Origin of the sequence: Pediococcus pentosaceus (genome assembly GCF_001437285.1) — a bacterium.
GTDB lineage: Bacteria > Bacillota > Bacilli > Lactobacillales > Lactobacillaceae > Pediococcus > Pediococcus pentosaceus.
Genome location: NZ_JQBF01000002.1, coordinates 249,002 through 268,063 on the forward strand (window position 1 = coordinate 249,002; position 19,062 = coordinate 268,063).

General features: G+C 38.4%; 14 protein-coding genes. 1 reads left to right on the forward strand and 13 read right to left on the reverse strand.

The window, feature by feature from the left end; translation table 11 throughout:
• Positions 1 to 13 precede the first annotated feature (13 nt).
• From IV86_RS03045 to parE, 3 genes are all read right to left on the reverse strand, one after another.
• Positions 14 to 985: a LysR family transcriptional regulator gene (locus tag IV86_RS03045; protein WP_011673370.1), complete on the reverse strand. Its 972-nt coding sequence runs from the start codon at positions 983 to 985 to the stop codon at positions 14 to 16.
• Between the two features lie 98 nt (positions 986 to 1,083).
• The gene (gene parC, locus IV86_RS03050; RefSeq protein WP_002833081.1) at positions 1,084 to 3,537 is read right to left on the reverse strand and encodes a DNA topoisomerase IV subunit A; all 2,454 of its coding nucleotides are present in this window, start codon (positions 3,535 to 3,537) and stop codon (positions 1,084 to 1,086) included.
• 13 nt (positions 3,538 to 3,550) lie between these two features.
• Positions 3,551 to 5,590, reverse strand: coding sequence for a DNA topoisomerase IV subunit B (parE, locus tag IV86_RS03055; protein WP_002833083.1), 2,040 nt, complete (start codon positions 5,588 to 5,590; stop codon positions 3,551 to 3,553).
• 161 nt (positions 5,591 to 5,751) lie between these two features.
• On the opposite strand from parE, the gene plsY reads away from it, so the two are divergent.
• Complete coding sequence (plsY, locus tag IV86_RS03060) at positions 5,752 to 6,360, forward strand: glycerol-3-phosphate 1-O-acyltransferase PlsY (protein WP_056979347.1); 609 nt, start codon at positions 5,752 to 5,754, stop codon at positions 6,358 to 6,360.
• Between the two features lie 86 nt (positions 6,361 to 6,446).
• Here plsY and IV86_RS03065 read toward each other — a convergent pair whose 3' ends face one another.
• From IV86_RS03065 to dprA, 10 genes are all read right to left on the reverse strand, one after another.
• Positions 6,447 to 7,328, reverse strand: coding sequence for an aldose 1-epimerase family protein (locus tag IV86_RS03065; RefSeq protein ID WP_002833085.1), 882 nt, complete (start codon positions 7,326 to 7,328; stop codon positions 6,447 to 6,449).
• 17 nt (positions 7,329 to 7,345) lie between these two features.
• Positions 7,346 to 8,758 carry an ATP-dependent protease ATPase subunit HslU gene (gene hslU, locus IV86_RS03070; RefSeq protein WP_186823854.1) on the reverse strand — a complete coding sequence of 471 codons (1,413 nt, stop codon included), beginning with the start codon at positions 8,756 to 8,758 and terminating at the stop codon, positions 7,346 to 7,348.
• Positions 8,759 to 8,761: 3 nt separating this feature from the next.
• Positions 8,762 to 9,316 carry an ATP-dependent protease subunit HslV gene (hslV, locus tag IV86_RS03075; RefSeq protein ID WP_002833088.1) on the reverse strand — a complete coding sequence of 185 codons (555 nt, stop codon included), beginning with the start codon at positions 9,314 to 9,316 and terminating at the stop codon, positions 8,762 to 8,764.
• 18 nt (positions 9,317 to 9,334) lie between these two features.
• Positions 9,335 to 10,240, reverse strand: a complete 906-nt coding sequence (gene xerC, locus IV86_RS03080) for a tyrosine recombinase XerC (RefSeq protein WP_002833090.1) — start codon at positions 10,238 to 10,240, stop codon at positions 9,335 to 9,337.
• Positions 10,241 to 10,312: 72 nt separating this feature from the next.
• A complete protein-coding gene (gene topA, locus IV86_RS03085) occupies positions 10,313 to 12,385 on the reverse strand; it encodes a type I DNA topoisomerase (protein WP_002833092.1) in 2,073 nt (690 codons plus the stop codon).
• A gap of 310 nt (positions 12,386 to 12,695) precedes the next feature.
• The gene (gene pgmB / locus IV86_RS03090) at positions 12,696 to 13,355 is read right to left on the reverse strand and encodes a beta-phosphoglucomutase (protein ID WP_002833093.1); all 660 of its coding nucleotides are present in this window, start codon (positions 13,353 to 13,355) and stop codon (positions 12,696 to 12,698) included.
• A gap of 15 nt (positions 13,356 to 13,370) precedes the next feature.
• Positions 13,371 to 15,623 (reverse strand): glycoside hydrolase family 65 protein, encoded by a 2,253-nt coding sequence (locus IV86_RS03095; protein ID WP_002833094.1) that lies wholly within the window; start codon positions 15,621 to 15,623, stop codon positions 13,371 to 13,373.
• Positions 15,624 to 15,648: 25 nt separating this feature from the next.
• The gene (locus IV86_RS03100) at positions 15,649 to 16,935 is read right to left on the reverse strand and encodes an SLC45 family MFS transporter (RefSeq protein ID WP_002833095.1); all 1,287 of its coding nucleotides are present in this window, start codon (positions 16,933 to 16,935) and stop codon (positions 15,649 to 15,651) included.
• 199 nt (positions 16,936 to 17,134) lie between these two features.
• Positions 17,135 to 18,088: a LacI family DNA-binding transcriptional regulator gene (locus IV86_RS03105; RefSeq protein WP_002833096.1), complete on the reverse strand. Its 954-nt coding sequence runs from the start codon at positions 18,086 to 18,088 to the stop codon at positions 17,135 to 17,137.
• Between the two features lie 97 nt (positions 18,089 to 18,185).
• Positions 18,186 to 19,046 carry a DNA-processing protein DprA gene (dprA, locus tag IV86_RS03110; protein WP_002833097.1) on the reverse strand — a complete coding sequence of 287 codons (861 nt, stop codon included), beginning with the start codon at positions 19,044 to 19,046 and terminating at the stop codon, positions 18,186 to 18,188.
• Positions 19,047 to 19,062: the final 16 nt, after the last annotated feature.

Consider the following 19,062-nt stretch of genomic DNA (forward strand, 5'->3'; position numbering starts at 1 on the left):
TAAAAAGTCTCCTTTAATCATCTTTTTTTGTAGTTAGGTTACGTACCTTATCAATATACTTCTCGCCGTCCATATATTCAAAGAAGGCACTCAAAAAGGCGTTCATCCGTGGAATTTTGTCTTTGTCTTTTCTGTAAACAAACCCAATTTCATAGCTAATCTTAGGGTCAAACTTAGTTATATAAGCATCAGTTGCTTCGTCTTGATGGGCTACCACAAAAGATTCCGGTAATGCCGTAGCGATCCCCGTGCTATTCGAAAAACTCAAAATTTGAGCGGGGGTTGTAAAGTAAGCAACACTCTTAGGTTTAGTTACCATCGCATCCTTAAATACTTCTGTAATAAGGTCATCCAAATAATAACCTTCTGGATAAGATACCCAATCAAAAGCTGCTGCACGTTTTAAACTTACGCCCCGTGCTTTTGACAAACGTTCATCATGATGAACAAAAACTAAACGTTCTGTTCCAATCTTACGTGCTCGGTAAGGCTTCCAACTACGGATATTAGCATCCGGAAGATATGTAATTGCAAAGTCTAATCGGTTACTTTCTAAACCTTCCCAAATTTCAAAACGCGTGAGCATATGAACAGTTACATTAATTTCAGGGACATTATTGTAATAGTTAGCGATAAAATCTTCAAAAATACGAGTTTCAAGCGAAGCTAAAATCCCAACCGAAATATCACCACGTCCGCTACTTGTTGCTTGTTGAATCTCATCAGTCGCATGGTTCAAAATACGATTGATTTCATGCGTAGCATTCAACATTGTGTATCCAGCGTCAGTTAAACGAAGTTTTTTGCCGAGGGTGTAGAATAATGGCGCACCTACGGCATGTTCAAGTTTTTTAATCTGCTGTGTTAAGGCGGGCTGTGTAATTCCTAAAAGTTGGGCGCTTTGTGTGTAGCTCATCGTATCCGTGAGTCTTAAAAAATATGACAAAGTTTTAGATGAAAAAATCTTTTCTGTTTTTGTCTGCATACTAGAGCACTCCTTTCAGTTAGCCTAAACGAACTAACAATCTCCAATAATAAGTCTAATATTAGTATTCATAAAGGGCAAGTAATAATCTGCTTAATTTATTTATTATTTAAAATTTCAGAATCTAATTCCTTTAAATTCATCGATACTGGTACACCTTCTGAATCTACATCGACCAAAAAGCTTCCATTGGAGTAACGTTCATTTAGTGGATGCTCTAGTGGAATAATATCATGAATTAATCCTCGTGAAGTTCGGACTTCAAAAGCTTCACCTGATTCGACCACTTCAATATCTGCAACTCGATGTGGTTCTTTTTTAAGTTCTCTTAGAATTTGAACACCGCGGCGAGCACGGCTAGTCACACTAATTTCACTAACCTTCATCTTCTTAAACGAACCTCGATTAGTAATTAAACCAATCTGATCATGATCGTTTACTAGTACAAAATTAGCGATTTCATCTTCACGAAGATCCATCGATTTAACACCGGCTGCGCGAGGACCAACTTCTGGAACTTCAATTAAATCATACCGTAATCCATAACCATTACGAGTGGCCAAAAGAATGGTTTCTTTAGTCGATTGCCTGGTTAGCTTAGCCACATTGACCACTTTAGCATCAGCTGCTTTTAATTTAATATAAACGGCGGCTTTTTTACGATACGTACGTCCTGGTTTGAAATCTTTGAGACTCGTGCGCTTAATGTAACCATCACTTGTGGCGATCAAGAATGACACTGGTTCATCGAAGTTCTTAACGTCAAAGGCCTTTAGAATTATTTCATCATCTGCTAATCCGATTGCTTGAGAAATATGCTCTCCAGTATCCTTCCAGCGGGTTTCCATGATTTCATGTACCGGACGATAAATCAGATTTCCTTTATTAGTTAACATGATTAGATGATCCAAAGTATTTAGTTCCTTTTTGAAGACGGTAAAATCGCCCTCCTTGAGACCATCCTCTTCGGCGGAAGCCTTGTAGGAACGTAAACTACTACGTTTCAAATAACCCGATTGACTAACTAAAACCATAACTTGTTCTTCTGGTACTGTAATGGTTCGGTCAACCACTAACTCTTCAATATGTTCCTGAATTTCAGATAAACGTGGCGTGGCATATCGTTTTTTAACTTGACGTAATTCTGCCGACAAGACTTTTGATAATTCATTAGGGTTATTAAGAATGTTATTGAACTCATCGATTGAATCATTAAGTGCCTTAGCTTCACTTTTAAGCTCCGTTACATCGGTATTGGTTAAGCGGTAAAGTTGCAAGGACACGATGGCTTCTGCCTGTCGTTCAGAAAAGTTAAAACTAGTAATCAAGTTTTGCTTAGCATCCTTCTTATCTTTACTACCTCGAATAGTTTTAATAACTTGATCCAAAATCGAAAGAGCTTTAATTAAACCAGCAACAATGTGCAAACGGTCTTCAGCCTTCTTCAAGTTGAATTTTGTTCGTTTGGTAATGACTTCCTTTTGGAAATCAACATATGCTTGAATAATTTCTTTGAGTCCCATGCGTTCAGGTCTTAGTTTATTAATCGCTACCATGTTGAAGTTATAAGAAACCTGTAAATCAGTATTCTTAAACAAGTAATTTAGAATTCCACGAGCGTCGACATCTTTCTTTAGTTCAATGGCAATTGAGAGTCCATCACGGTCAGATTCATCACGAATTTCAGCAATTCCATCGACTTTTTTCATAACGCGGATTTCATCGATTTTTTTAACTAACAAAGCTTTGTTAACTTCATAGGGAATTTCAGAAACAATGATTTGTTTTTTATTACCACGAATTTCTTCAACGGAAGTCTTAGACCGCACTACTACTCGTCCTTTTCCGGTACGGTAAGCTTGCTTCAATCCATTAATTCCTTGGATAATCCCTCCAGTTGGAAAATCAGGTCCCTTCACAAATTCCATTAATTTTTCTAAAGAAGGATTAGGGTGTTTGATTGTATAAAGGACTGCGTCAATAACTTCACCCAGATTATGTGGTGGAATTTCAGTAGCGTAACCCGCTGAAATTCCGGTTGCTCCGTTAACTAGGAGGTTAGGAAAACGTGCTGGTAAAACGGTTGGTTCATACTCTGTATCATCGAAATTTAAAACCATATCAACGGTCTCTTTATCAATGTCATTTAGCATCTCTTCAGCAGCTTCACTTAAACGCGCTTCCGTATAACGCATTGCAGCAGGAGGATCATTATCAATTGATCCATTATTCCCATGCATTTCAATTAATGGAACTCGTAGTTTCCAGTCCTGACTCATCCGAACTAAAGCTTCGTAAATTGAACTATCACCGTGGGGGTGAAAATTACCCATTACATTACCGACTGATTTTGCCGATTTTCTAAAAGCTTTATCATGCGTGTTACCGTCTTTATTCATTGCAAAGAGGATTCGACGCTGAACGGGTTTTAACCCATCTCGGACGTCAGGCAGAGCCCGTTCTTGAATGATATATTTTGAATATCGTCCAAAACGATCGCCCATAATATCTTCAAGAGCCAGTTCTTGAATTTTAGATTGATTATCAGCCATTCATATTCCCCTTCTAATTGTTTTCTATATCAAGTTTAATTTCTTCAAAAGTTTCATTTGAAGTATTGGTTGGATCTCCAGCTTCATGCTCATGTTTCACAGCTTCGTTGTCTAGGATACTACCATCCTCTTCAAGCGTGAAAGCCACGTTGCTTTCAATCCATTTCCGGCGAGGTTCAACTTTATCGCCCATCAGGGTGGTTACCCGACGTTCAGCTAAAGTGTCATCATCAATACGAACTCGGACTAAGGTTCTAGTTTCGGGATTCATCGTAGTTTCCCAGAGTTGGTCTGCATTCATTTCACCAAGTCCCTTAAAACGTTGGAGGGAGAATCCTCGACCCATCTGTTTGCTGACACTTTCGAGTTCTTCATCTGTCCAAGCGTATGCAATTTTAACCTTCTTATTGAGTCCTTTTTGTAACTTATAAAGCGGTGGCAAGGCGATGTAAATTTTTCCGGCATCAATCATTGGCCGCATATATTTATAGAAGAAAGTTAAAAGCAACGTTTGAATATGAGCTCCATCAGTATCGGCATCGGTCATAATGATTACTTTATCGTAGTTACTATCTTGGACATTGAATTCCGTTCCAACTCCAGCTCCAATAGTATAAATGATGGTATTAATTTCTTCATTTTTAACGATATCTTGTAGCTTAGCCTTTTCTGTATTCAAAACCTTTCCCCGTAATGGCAAGATGGCTTGGAATTTACGGTTTCGTCCCTGTTTAGCACTACCACCAGCAGAATCACCTTCGACTAAGAATAATTCATTTTTCTTAGAGTTTTTAGATTGTGCTGGAGTTAATTTACCAGATAAAATACGTTCTTGTTTCTTTTTCCGTTTTCCGGTCCGCGACTCATCACGAGCTTTTCGTGCCGCTACTCGGGCCTCACGAGCATTAATCGCTTTACGAACTAACTGTTGGGCAAATTCACCATTTTCCATCAAGAAAAAGCCCAGTTGCTCACTAACAATGGCATCCACAATCGGACGAGCTTCAGGAGTACCTAATTTTTCTTTGGTTTGGCCTTCGAATTCCAATAATTCTTCTGGGATGCGAACTGAAATAACTGCAGACAAACCTTCTCGCACATCCGAGCCTTCTAAATTTTTATCTTTTTCTTTTAACAGTCCCATTTTACGGGCAAATTCATTGAAGGCTTTGGTCCAACCGGAACGCATCCCGACCTCATGGGTCCCGCCATCACGAGTACGTACATTATTCACAAAGGAGAGGATCGTTTCAGAATAGCCATCATTGTACTGACCAGCCACTTCTACTTCGATTCCCTTTTTTGTACCATCGAAATACATGATATTACCAAGGGTATCTTTATCTTCATTAAGATAGTCAACGAATTGCTTAATTCCCTCATCGTAAAGGTATTCTTCGTGTTGTTCGTGTCCTTCACGCCGATCCGTTAAAGTAATTTTAACCCCACGGAGTAAGAACGCCGATTCGCGTAATCGTACTGCTAACGTATTGAAGTTAAACACAGTTGTTGTAAAGATTTCTTTGTCAGGTTTGAATGTGACAGTTGTACCGTTTTTGTTAGTTGTTTTACCAACTTTTTTTAGGGTTCCAACTGGGTGCCCCCCGTTAACGAAAGTTTCTTCATATTTAACTTTGTCTCGCACAATCTCAACGGTTAATTTTTCAGATAGAGCATTAACAACACTAGCACCCACACCATGAAGCCCACCGGATGTCTTATAACCACCCTGTCCAAATTTTCCACCTGCATGTAAAACGGTAAAAATGACTTCAGGTGTAGGTTTGCCAGATTTATGCATCCCTACCGGCATTCCGCGCCCGTGATCGACCACAGTAATGCTGTTATCTGCTTGGATTGTTACGTTAATTTCTTTTCCATATCCACCGAGAGCTTCATCTACGGCGTTATCGACGATTTCGTAAACTAAATGATGTAGTCCACGGCCATCGGTCGAACCAATATACATACCAGGACGCTTCCGAACTGCTTCAAGTCCTTCTAAGACCTGGATGGATGAATCATCATACGATGTTTTACTTGTTTTTGCCATTCATGTTACTCCTTTAAGGTCAGTACTATTATCATAACTTATTTTTAAACTGATGAAAACATTTCGATAAATGTTATAATACTGCATTGTTACTGTAATTTATTACAATTAAGTCAAATGTATAAAATATGCAGGATTTTTTATAGAAAAGAGGAAAGAACATGATAGAAATTATTATCATGCTACTTGTAGCTTATCTCCTAGGCTCCATCCCTTCTGGAGTACTGGTTGCCAAACATTTTAACAAAGATTTACACCAAGAAGGAAGTGGTAACACTGGGACCACTAATACCTTCCGCGTTCTAGGCGTAAAGGCTGGCGTTTTGGTGTTGTGCATGGATCTTTTAAAAGGAACGCTCGCCACTCTGCAACCGATTGTCTTCCACGTACAGGGAATTAATCCTTTAATTATTGGTTTAGGAGCTATCTTAGGTCATACTTTTTCCGTTTTCGATCATTTTCGTGGCGGAAAAGCGGTAGCTACAAGTGCTGGAATGTTGCTAGCCTATAATCCTAGTTATTTTTTAATTGCCTGCTGTCTTTTTATTTTCTTCATTTACGTATCCAGCATGGTTAGTTTTTCGAGCATCGCGTCCTCTCCACTACTGGTTATTATCTCTCTTTTTTACCACGATTGGATTTTAACCATCGTAGCGGTAGCATTGACGACCTTTATCATATATCGTCATCGCACAAATATCCAACGTATTCTGGCTGGAAATGAAAATTTAGTTCCATTTGGACTCTATTATCGAAAGAAAAATAAGTAGCTGCGGTTTGAATTACATACAAAACCCCTAAAAGATTAGGTTTCGCCTTACTAACTCGCGAACCTGACCCTTTAGGGGTTTTCTTTTTAGAAGAATGACATTGAAAATTCTTGATTAAATGTTTCTTGTGCAGCTAAACGATTTACACCAAGCTTATCTTTTAATTCACCATTGAAATCGACAGTATCAGCAATTCCCCACCACGGTTCTAAACAAACAAAATTAGCAGTGGCTGGATATGGTGACCAAATACCAAGGTATGGAGCGTTAGCAACCGTAAACGCAATACCGTGATTATTCACTTCATTTTCGGTCATTAAGGTGATTTGTTCTCCCTTAAGGTCCAAGATGATGGCGTCATCTTTAAAGAGCGCATGCGTTAAATCAAGCGGAGTTGTAGCATCAAACTTGATAGGGTTTTTAGGATCCGTGTAAGGTGCCTTAAGTGGAATTTGATTATACACTTGTTTAGGCGCGATTCGAATATGAGTATCTTCCATCTGAATTTGGGTATCTCCAAGATTTAGATTAAATCCAGGGTGCCCGCCAATCGAAAATAATAAATCTTTTTTAGAATCAGGATTAACTACTTCGTAATGCTCAATCAATTCATGATCCTTTAATGTGAAGTGCAAACGTAGTTTAAACTCAAATGGAAATTTTTGAAGAGTTTCTGCATCGCTATTTAATTCCATAATTACGTGTTGATCATCTTGTTCAACTGCTTCAAAATCCATATCCCGCGCAAATCCATGTTGACCCATAGGATAAGTTTGATCCTCCACTTGGAATTGGTCATCCTTTAGACGTCCAACAAAGGGAAATAACACTGGGGCATGTCGGCCCCATACTGCAGGGGCGGCTTGCCAAATGTATTCAATCCCATCATTAGCCTTAACACTGGATAACTCGGCCCCTTTTTCGTTAATTTTGACTGTTAAATAGTCATTTTTTAAAGTAACCGTCATCGGTTGAAATCCTCCTACTATAAGATAAACTCACTCAGATCTTTATTTTGAGCAATGCTACCGATTTTGTCATCGACATACTTTTCAGTAATCGTTACTTCGCCCATTTCCATTGAAGGACCTTCAAAAAGGATATCTTCTAGAAGATGTTCCAAAATGGTATGCAAACGACGAGCACCAATATTTTCGGTTTCATGGTTTACTTGTTCAGCGATAGCTGCAATGCGTTCAATGGCTTCGATCATGAACGTAATCTTCACATTATCAGTTCCAATCAATGCAATATACTGCTTAACTAGTGCATTCTTAGGTTCAGTGAGAATCTTAACAAAGTCTTCTTTAGTTAAGTCGTTTAGTTCAACGCGGATCGGAAAACGTCCTTGTAGTTCTGCGATTAAATCACTAGGTTTACTTTCATGGAAAGCACCTGAACCAATGAATAGAATATGACTGGTGTCTACTAAACCATACTTCGTACTTACTTGGGAACCTTCAACGATTGGTAGAATATCTCGTTGAACTCCTTGACGAGAAACATCACTAGATGAATTTTGACCAGAGCCGGTAATTTTATCAATTTCATCAATAAAGATAATTCCAGTATTTTCGGCTCGTTGAATAGCAGCGTGATACAAGTCTCCATGGTTAACCAACTTGTCAGATTCTTCGCGGATTAAAATTTCACGAGCTTCTCGAACAGCTACCGTTCTTGTAATCTTTTTCTTAGGCATTAAGCCATTCAAAGATTCACCTAAGTCGATCCCCATTTGGTTCATCATATTGCCACTGTTATTTTGCTTAGGATCGTCCATTTCAATGGTAACCATATCATTTTCTAGGAGACCCTTAGCTAACTTACTAGCAACATTCATCCGTTTTTCTTTGATATCATCCGGCACTTTTTGAGAACTTTGGTTTAAGTTATCCGGTGTACGTCCTTGCTGTAATTGATTAAGCATGTTCATCATGTTTTGAATATCAGCAGCATTGTTTTTATTTTGAGTATCCGTTGGAACAGGAACGAGGAGTTCTACAATGCGACGGTCCGCATTCTTAGAAGCTTCTGCTCGTACATCTTTAAAAGAGTTTTCTTCTTCGATGTGCACCGCATTTTCGACTAGATCACGTACCATTGATTCAACATCTCGGCCCACGTAACCTACTTCAGTAAACTTAGTGGCTTCTACTTTTACAAAAGGAGCATTAACGATTTTAGCTAAACGCCGTGCAATTTCAGTTTTTCCGACCCCGGTAGGTCCAATCATTAATAAATTTTTAGGTGTAATATCTTCTTGCATATCACCAGAAAGTTGTAAGCGACGGTAACGATTCCGTAATGCCACCGCTACTGCGCGTTTAGCACTTTTTTGACCAATTACAAATTGATCTAATTCTTGAACGATTTCTTGTGGTGTTAAATTATCCTGCATGATTTAGTCTTCCTCCTTGAAATCCAATGCAATAACGTTGTGGTTCGTAAAGATATCAATATCACCCGCAACGTTAATCGCAGTTTTAGCCATTTCTTTTGCACTGACTTGCGTAGCATGCTTCTTGAGGGCTTTAGCTGCGGCCAGCGCAAAGTTACCGCCTGAACCAATCGCTAAGATTCCGTCATCAGGAGCGATAACTTCTCCACTTCCAGAAACAAGATACATCTCTTTTTCGTCCATAACAATTAACATAGCTTCTAATTTTTGAAGTTGTTGATCACCACGCCAAATTTTGGCTAGTTCAACAGAAGCTCTTTGTAAATTCCCACTATATTCAGAAAGCTTCTTTTCAAATTTTTCTTCAAGGTTAAAAGCGTCAGCAACACTTCCGGCAAAACCAACAATGACCTTTCCATCATAAATTCGACGAACCTTGCGGGCAGTCCCTTTCATAATAAATTTTTCACCCATTGTTACTTGGCCATCTCCGGCCATGGCATTTTCACCATTATGACTAATCGCAATAATGGTTGTCGCATCAAATTTTACTGGCATTTGTATTCTCCTTTTTAATTAAGCATCAGTCGAGCGTGGAAAATATTTTCGGTAGCTCTCTTGTAGTTTTTCTTTAGTAACATGCGTGTAGATTTGAGTAGTCGATAAACTGGAATGACCCAGAAGTTCTTGAACAGTCCGCAAATCTGCACCGTTGTTTAATAACGCCGTTGCAAAGCTGTGGCGTAGCATATGGGGATGAATTTTCCCATTTAAGCTGCTGGCGGTAATGACTTGGTTCAAAATGTATTCAATCCCGGTTGTGGTAATTGGCTTAGCATAATGGTTAATAAAAACAAAATTATGGGTTTGTTTATATTTACTCAAAAAAGGCTCCCATTCATTTTTTCGGTAATTTTGGAGCGCTTCTTTAGCATACCGCCCGAAGGGAACATAACGTTCTTTATTTCCCTTCCCTAGAACTAGGATAGTTTGCATTGAAAAGTCAATATCTGACCATTGTAACGCTGCACATTCACTTACTCGCATCCCCGTACCATAAAGCACTTCTAAAATCGCAATATTACGTAGCTTTTGGGCACCTTCCGCTTGGTAAACCGCTTCAAAGAGCATGTTCATTTCCTTTTCATAAAAGAAATGTGGCAGCTTGTCAGATTGTTTCTTCAGTTGGACTAATTCAAACGGATTCTTATCCACTAAATCATTCTTAACTAAAAAACGATAAAAAGAGCGCAAAGCAGATACTTTTCGCGAAATCGAAGTTCGAGCTAAATGTCGATCGAATAAATAACTCATATAAACATTCACATCGAAACGATCTACTAAAAGTAGGTCCGTTTTATCACCCGTGTCAGTTAAAAATTTTTGGAATGCGTCAATATCTTCTAGATACGCAGTAACCGTTTTCTCTGAATATTGACGCTCAACCGTAAGATACTGTTTGAACAGTGAAATTAATTCCATAAAAAAACCTCCAACACTTGTCACTGTAGCAAATGTTAGAGGTAAACGTCAATTAATATTTTGTTTTTTAAACTATTTTTGAGGTGTTTCTTCGTAGTCACCATTTGGACAAACAATTTGTTTGCCGCCTTTAATTTTCTTTTCAATCAAGTAGCTATGACAAACAGGACATTCACGAGCAATTGGTTTATCCCATGACACAAAGTCACAGTCCGGATACCTAGAGCAACCATAGAACAATCGACCGCGTTTAGATTTACGTTCAATAATTTGTCCCTGATGACACTTAGGACAGGTTACGCCAATTTCTTTAACAATTGCTTGGGTATTACGACAGTCTGGGAAACGGCTGCAAGCGAAGAACTTACCGTAACGTCCCATTTTGACTACCATGGGTGAACCGCAGATTTCACAATTAAAACCAGCTAGTTCGTCTTTAATCTGAACTTTTTCGATTTGTTCCTGTGCTTTGGCTAGTTCCTTAGCAAAAGGTTTGTAATAACGGTCAACGACTTTCACCCAGTCTTCCTTGTCTTCTTCAATCGAATCCAAGTCTTTTTCCAAGCCAGCCGTAAAATCGATATTAACGATATCTGGGAAGAAGTCATAAATAATTTCATTGACGATTTCACCCAGTTCAGTAGGTTCAAAATGTTTAGACTCCAACTTAACATAGTAGCGCCTTTGAATCGTGTCTAAGGTTGGAGCGTACGTAGAAGGACGACCTACCCCATTTTCTTCCAAAGCTTTAATTAAAGTAGCTTCACTATAGCGAGCTGGTGGCTGAGTGAAATGTTGGTTCGGGTTGTTGGTAACCAGTTGGACTTGGTCGCCCTCTTCTAGATTTGGAAGAACGTTATCTTTGTCTTTATTGGTCTTATAAACTTTTGTGAAACCTTCAAATTTAGTCTTTGATCCGTTAGCTCGGAATTGAACTCCATTTTGTTCAATCTTAACCGTCATGGTATCCGAGACTTCTGGTGTCATTTGACTAGCAACAAAACGGGACCAAATTAAATTATAAAGTCTAAATTGATCTTTATTAAGGTATTCTTTAATACTTTCAGGAGTCCGCAATACGGACGAAGGGCGGATTGCTTCATGGGCATCCTGAGCGCCCTCGGGCATTTTACCCTTCCGAGGCTTAGTAGCAGCATATTCTGCGCCAAACTCATCATGAATAAATAAAGAAGTTTCGTGCTTAGCAACCTCAGAAATACGAGTCGAGTCGGTTCGCATATAGGTAATCAAACCGACGGTGCCTTCTTTACCAATGTTAATTCCCTCATAAAGTTGTTGGGCAGCCATCATCGTTTTACGAGTTCTAAAATTCAACGTCTTATTTGCTTCTTGTTGCATAGAACTAGTTGTAAAAGCTGGAGCTGGATAACGTTTGCGTTCTCGGCGTTTAACTTCCGTAATATCAAAATCAGCCTTAGGGTCGATTTTCTTTAATACTTCCTGAACCTTATCGTTATTAGGCAGCTTCATCTTTTTATTATTCACGCCATAAAAGGCAGCCTTAAATTTAGAGCGTCCTTTTTTAAATTCAGAATCAATTGACCAATATTCTTCAGGTTCAAACGCCTTGATTTCTTGTTCACGTTTAATAATTAAACTTAAGGCAATTGATTGAACTCGACCAGCACTAAGGCCTTTTTTAACTTTTTGCCATAGTAATGGAGAAATCGAATACCCGACTAAACGATCCAAAATCCGACGAGCTTGTTGAGCATCAACGAGCGTCATATCAATGCTACGCGGGGTTTTGAATGCATTTTTAACGGCATCTTTAGTAATTTCATTAAAAACCACTCGATTTTGATCTTTGGGATCCAACCCTAATAGATATGAAAGGTGCCACGCAATGGCTTCTCCTTCCCGATCGGGATCAGATGCCAGATAAACTTTTTTAGCTTTTTTAGCTTCTTTACGTAAATTTTTAATAGTATCGCCCTTACCACGAATAGAGATGTAATGGGGTTCGTAATCATTTTCCAGATCCACGCCCATCTTACTCTTTGGTAAATCACGAATATGTCCAAGACTCGCAACTACTTTATAGGTACGGCCTAAATATTTTTCAATGGTTTTAGCCTTGGATGGTGATTCCACAATCACAAGGTTTTTTTTCGCTGCTGGCATTTGTTGCTCCTTTGCCTTGTTATATTTAAAATTTTATAGACACCATGTTATTGCATAATATTCGATATTGTCAAATAACAGTCATTAATCCAGTTATAATTTCAATCGAATTTATCCCTAAATGATGGTAATAATGATACTAAATCCGCTTAATTATTAATAAAATTTCTAATAACCGTCAGAATCCAGCTAATTATACCCCAATTTAAAAAGATGGACTACCCGTTTCGTAGCTTCTACAGGGCTTTACTCAAAATAAGAGATGACATTTTAGTTAACCTAAAAAAATGCCATCTCTTATTCTAAACCATTAATCTAATTGTGCTCGAATGCCAGCTAAGCTAACTTCATTTGTAGTATCAAACTGGATCTGAGCTTCGGGTAAATCACCAATTCCAATTGAAAGTTCACCAGCAGCATTAATTGATTGAATGCCAGCCGCTGAATCTTCAATCCCCGCTACATGATTGGTAGGTAAATGTAATGCTTGAGCAGCCTTTTCAAAAATTTCGGGATCAGGTTTTCCCGCTTTCAACAAGCCAGGGTCTACGATTGCTGCAAAATACTCTGTAACTTTTAGATTTTCAAGAATTCCAGGAGCATTTTTAGAAGCTGATGCTAGTACCAAACGATAATCATGCTGTCTTAATTCGTCTAAAAAAGCTTGAATTCCAGGTAAAATATCGTTAGGTGTTAGTTTAGCTATTAAAAGTTGATACTCGTTATTTTTTTGTTCAGCTAAGGCTTGTTTTTCAGCTAAGCTAAAGTCGGCTTGACGGTTGCCAGACTCGAGGATTAATTCCAATGAATCCATGCGACTAACTCCTTTAAGACTCGCTGCTAACGTTGGTGTCCAAGGCACTTTAATTTGATCTGCAATATTATGCCAAGCCTGACTGTGAAACTTCGCAGTATCTGCAATAACCCCATCAAGGTCAAAAGCGAATCCCTTTATATCTGAAAATTTCATTCCTAATTCCTCCACTCAGCTTAATTCAACTTTCTTACCATTTAAATCAACGCTTAGTGGGCTACCACTAATCAATTTAAGATTTGTTGCACTTTTATCGACACTAACTTCAATTACTCTTCCGCGGAATTGTTGTCTAAATCGGTAAGATGTCCAATTTTTCGGTAAGAATGGGGCATAATGTAGCTGATCATTACGAACCCGCATTCCTGCAAAACCTTGAACAATCGCTAACCACCCACCCGTCATGGACGTAATATGCAGACCATCCGCAGTATCATTATTATAATTATCTAAATCTAGGCGGGCGGTTCGTTCATACATCTCAACGGCTTGAGCCTCTTTGTGTAAGTCAGCCGCAAGAACCGAGTGAATAGCAGCCGATAAACTAGATTCATGCACAGTTAGTGGTTCATAAAAATCAAAATTCCGCTGTTTTTCTTCCATTGAAAAATCGTCAATGAAATCCCAAATTCCTTGAAGAACATCCCCTTGTTTAATATATGGTGAACGTAAAATTTTGTCCCAAGACCAATTTTGATTTAGCGGCAATTGTTCCTTTGGCAATGAACTAACTGGCTTCAAATCCTTATTTAAGAAACCATCATTTTCGACAAAGATTCCGCGCTTAGAATCTTCTGGTAAATACATATTATCGATAATTTCTTGCCAGTGTTGCCGTTCTACTGACGATACATTAACTTTTTTGGCAACGTCCTCTTCGATTTGATCCAAAATTTCCAAGGTATAACGGAGTGTCCACCGCGCCAATAAATTGGTATACCAATTGTTATCAACGTTATTTTGATATTCATCAGGACCAGTTACTCCAGCAATCATATATTGTCCATTTTCTGCTGAAAAATGGACGCGATCAGCCCAAAAACGAGCAATTTCGGTTAAAACTTCAGCCCCTTCGTTAAGGACGTAGGACTGATCACCTGTATAACGGGTGTAGTTGTAAATAGCAAACGCAATATCGCCATTACGATGAATTTCTTCGAAAGTGATTTCCCATTCGTTATGGCATTCTATCCCATTAAAAGTCACCATGGGATATAAAGCTCCTTTAAGCCCCTGTTCCCTAGCATTTACAAAGGCGCCATCCAGCTGATTGTAACGGTACTTTAACAAGTTACGAACGACCTTAGACTCCGATACACCTAGGTATACCGGTACGGCAAATGCTTCAGTATCCCAGTAGGTTGCACCACCGTATTTTTCACCAGTAAAACCTTTAGGACCAATATTTAAGCGCGCATCGTTACCATAATAGGTAGAAAAGAGCTGGAATAAATTAAACCGAATTCCCTGTTGGGCTTCTGCATCACCATTGATTTCAATGTCTGATTTTTGCCATCTTTGTTTCCATTCTTGAACATGCTGTTCTAACAGTTGCTCGAAACTTTGCGTCTTAATCGTATGCGTTAATTCCTGCATCTGTTCGTTTATTTCATCGACTGTACCAAAATCTCTAGATGAGACAAAAATGGTTCTTTTCTCCATTATGCTAGTCGTAGCAGGTTGTAAAGCTATGTGATACTTTTGACCGATCGATTGATCGTTTTCTACATCACCGACATAGTCCATATCCGTCTTGATGGTCGTATCAAAACCTACCGTAAAGCGTTCCGTGCCAAAATCATTTTCCTTGGTTTTGGCAAGCATTTTCACTTCGTTTTGCTGACTACTTTTAGCAAGTACGTCCCAAAATTGTTCACCGTAATTTGAATCTTCGTTGTAAACATCAGCATCAATAGCACTAATAACTTCAATATCAGCATTGCTATCAGATAAATTTTTAATCGTCAGACGTTGTCCAACTAATTCTTTAAGTGCGGCACTCACGAAACGTTCAAAAATAAATTTCAGTTTTACGCCATCAATTTCAACCCTAAAACTCCGAGTTAAAATAGCTTTTTGCATATCTAAGTCTAGGCTAAAGTCTTGCGGTACTTGATGGTTCAAATCTAATTGTTCACCGTTTACCGTGATTAAAAGTTTCATAAAATTGACCGAGTTGATTACCTTACCAAAATACTTCGGATAACCGTTTTTCCACCAACCAACGCGAGTTTTATCCGGATACCAAACTCCTCCGAGATAAATTCCTTCTAAAGTGTCTCCGGAATAACCCTCTTCATAAAATCCTCGCATACCCAGATTTTCATTGCCTAGGCTGGTGATTGATTCTTGAATTCTTTTATTTTCGGGATCCCACTGGTTAGTTTCAATGTGCCAAGGTGCTATATTAAATGTTCGAATCATGATTGTTCTCCTTATCTATGTTTAATTATTCAGCAAAAGTTTCTTTGATTGTTCCTACGGCAAAGGCTCCTAAAAGCATTACTGCACCAGCAAGTAGGAACATATTAGCTTGTGAGCTACCGAGAAGTGGGAATAAGCCAAAGCTAAGTAAGGATGCCACAATCTGTGGTAAACAAATTGAACCGTTGAATAATCCTAAGTAAGTTCCCATATGATTTCCAGATAAAGCATTTGTTACGATGGTTAATGGGTAAGTATTCATTCCAGCCCAAGCAATTCCAACTAGGATATAAGAAACAATTAAAATGTATTGATTATGAACAAAGAAAACGGATACAAAACCAAGCGCACCAAGAATTAAACTAACTGCGTAACCTGATTTGTGGAATCGATTGGGTAATTTAGCCAAAATGTATGAACATGCTACCGCTGCAATCGATTGAACCGCTGCTAAAACGCCGTACCAGTTACCAGCTGCTTGATATGCGGCCGAAGATGCATTAGCAGTATGCCAAACGTTTTGAGCAATTGCACCTGCTGAATATGTCCAGAGGTATTGAAAAGCGAACCAACAGAAGAATTGTACTAACGTGACGGTCCAAAATGCTTTAGGAGCTTTCTTTAAAAGCGTAATCCAATTGCCACCTTCACTATTCTCTTTTTCGCTAATTCCGTGATACATTGCATAAGTCGCTGGATCATATTCTTTTACTCTAAATACTGTAAATAAACTAGTTATAATTAATAAAATTGCACCTGCATAGAATGAAATAACAACTGATTGAGGAACGACGCCCTTATTCGCAGTGTTGGCAACTCCCAGCCAAGTTAAAAGGAAAGGAAAAATAGCTGCTAAAACTGCACCAGTATTAGATAAGAAACTTTGAATCCCGTAAGCATAACTTTTTTGTTTATCGTTTACCATGTCGCCAATCATCATCTTAAATGGTTGCATAGCAACGTTGGAAGATAGGTCTAGAAAAGCCACCGTAATCGCCCCAAACCAAAGTGCCATTAATGAACCATAACCAAATCCAAAACTACCTGAATTCGGTAGCAGTAGCATCACAATAACAGCAATTAAGGTTCCTAGAATTAGATAAGGTAACCTTCTACCACCTAAACGTGGTTTCCACGTTCGATCGGAGTAGTAACCTACGATAGGCTGTACAATCAAACCTGCCAAAGGTGGAAGAATGAAAAACCACCCTAAGTTGTTTGGATCCGCTCCAATCGTTTGAAAAATACGCGACATTTGGGAACTCTGTAATGTAAATGCAGTTTGAACACCAAGAAAACCAAAATTAATCATCCAAATCAAATTTTTTGGAAGCGTCGGAAGACCCTTCCCACTTGTCTTATCTGCCAATGATAACAACCCCTTTTAATTTTTATGAAGCGCTTTCATGTTATTAATTTAACATAGAGATTTAAATTGCGCAAGCGTTTGCACTTAAATTGTGCAAGCGTTTGCTTTTTTGACAAAATAAAAAAGAGGTATTCCTCTTTTCTTAAATAATATCAAACCCGACTGTCGCTTTTCTTAATTCGGAATCGAATAGTAGTTCAACCGCTTTTTTACCTAGTTCCCGTGGTCTTAAATCAACTTTATTAACGGTGGGGCCGGCTAGACTAATTAACCTACTATTATTAAAACAAATCGCGGGGATGTTTTTAATATGCTGATTTTCTTTTAATAGATGATAAAAGCTTAGCAATTCAATATCATCCGCTCCAATAATGGCATCAATTTCAAAATGGTGTTTCATATATTTATCGATAGCTACTTTATTATCGTTTTTTTCAAGTTTATATATTAAGGGGCTTGAACCACTTTTAGTGCTCATCACTTGCTGATATCCTAACTCACGCTTTTTTTCATATTCCCAATTATAAGTAGATCTGAGAAAAAGTGGATGTTTAGCATTATATTGGTTAAGCATAAATTCAGTGACCTTGCGCCCCGCTAAAATATTGTCATTATCAATAAAACGATCATTTTCATTCGTCGGTTCACCAATAATAACAAAGTTTAACTCTTGCTTCCTAAGATAATTGGTTACTACATCATCTGCTTTGGAATATAGTAACAAGAAATCGTGAATTTGGCTTTGTTCCACCATTCTTTTCACATTGTTTAATAACGCTTCTTCGGTTTGACAAATTGCGACAGATAAAACAAAGTTTTTGAGTTGTAACGCTGTGTTAATTCCTCGCATTAAGTCAATATGAAACGGATTAGCAGGATCTTCGTCAGCGGTTACTGGGTAAATCACCCCAATTTCATTAGCTTTGCCTAGGGACAAAGTTTTGGCGCTGGCATTGGGCTTATAGTCTAATTCTTTAGCAATTTTCTTAACTTTTTCAATGGTTGTTGCACTAATTCTAGGATTATTATTTAGTGCTCGAGAAGCTGTCGAAACTGATACTCCAGCTTCTTTAGCCACATCTTTGATTGTAATCATGCATATACCTCAAAATTTAATATTTACATATACAAGTATAACTTCCTAGACGATGAAATTCTACATAGCGTCCTTTCATGCCTAGATATAATATTCCTTACAAAACTTCTTCTAGAACGTCATCCAATTCGATTAATGGCCGAGCACCAGCTGCAATTAACTGGTTGGTCCCTTGACTATTACCACTGAAAATACTCCCCGGAATTGCTAAAACATTTCGATTTTCCGTGAGTGCCAGACTAGCCGTGATTAAGCTCCCAGAATTCTTTCTTGCTTCCACTACGCATGTTGCGGTGGTCAATCCGGCAATAATTCGGTTACGTTCTACAAAATGATGTCTTAATGGTCGAGCTCCCCGAGGATATTCACTCAGAATTAAACCTTCTTTTTGAATTTGATTTTGAAGCTGAGCGTTTTGCTTAGGGTAGGTGATATCGAGCCCATTTCCAATTACGGCAATGGTAGACCCTGCGTTTGCTAAAGTTGCTTCGTGAACCAACGCATCAACTCCTTTAGCTAAACCACTAACGGTGGTTAATTGATTAGCTACTACGCCCGGAATTAAACATTTAATGGCTTGTTCACCATAACTCGTCATCATCCTGGCGCCTACAATTGCAATAGCACGTTGATGGCTTAGTAGCGATAGATTTCCATTGTAAAACAAAACTGTCGGTGGGCAATATATCTCCCGTAGTAGCTTAGGGTACATTTCATCTAGAATGGTTAGAATTCCCCCACTTTGTTCATTAATTTGGATTTCGTGGGTTAGTTGTTCACTTTGTAATGTGGCAGTTAATTCATCTTTTTGACTTTCCTTAATTAGTTTCGTTGTTTCAATCCACTCTGCAATGGATAAATTGGGACTTTTACGAATTTCTTGGTAAATTTGATACTGCTTTTTAATGCCTAAATTCGTACCCACTTTTACTCTAATCAAAAAATCACGTATTTCCATTTGATCACCTCAAATG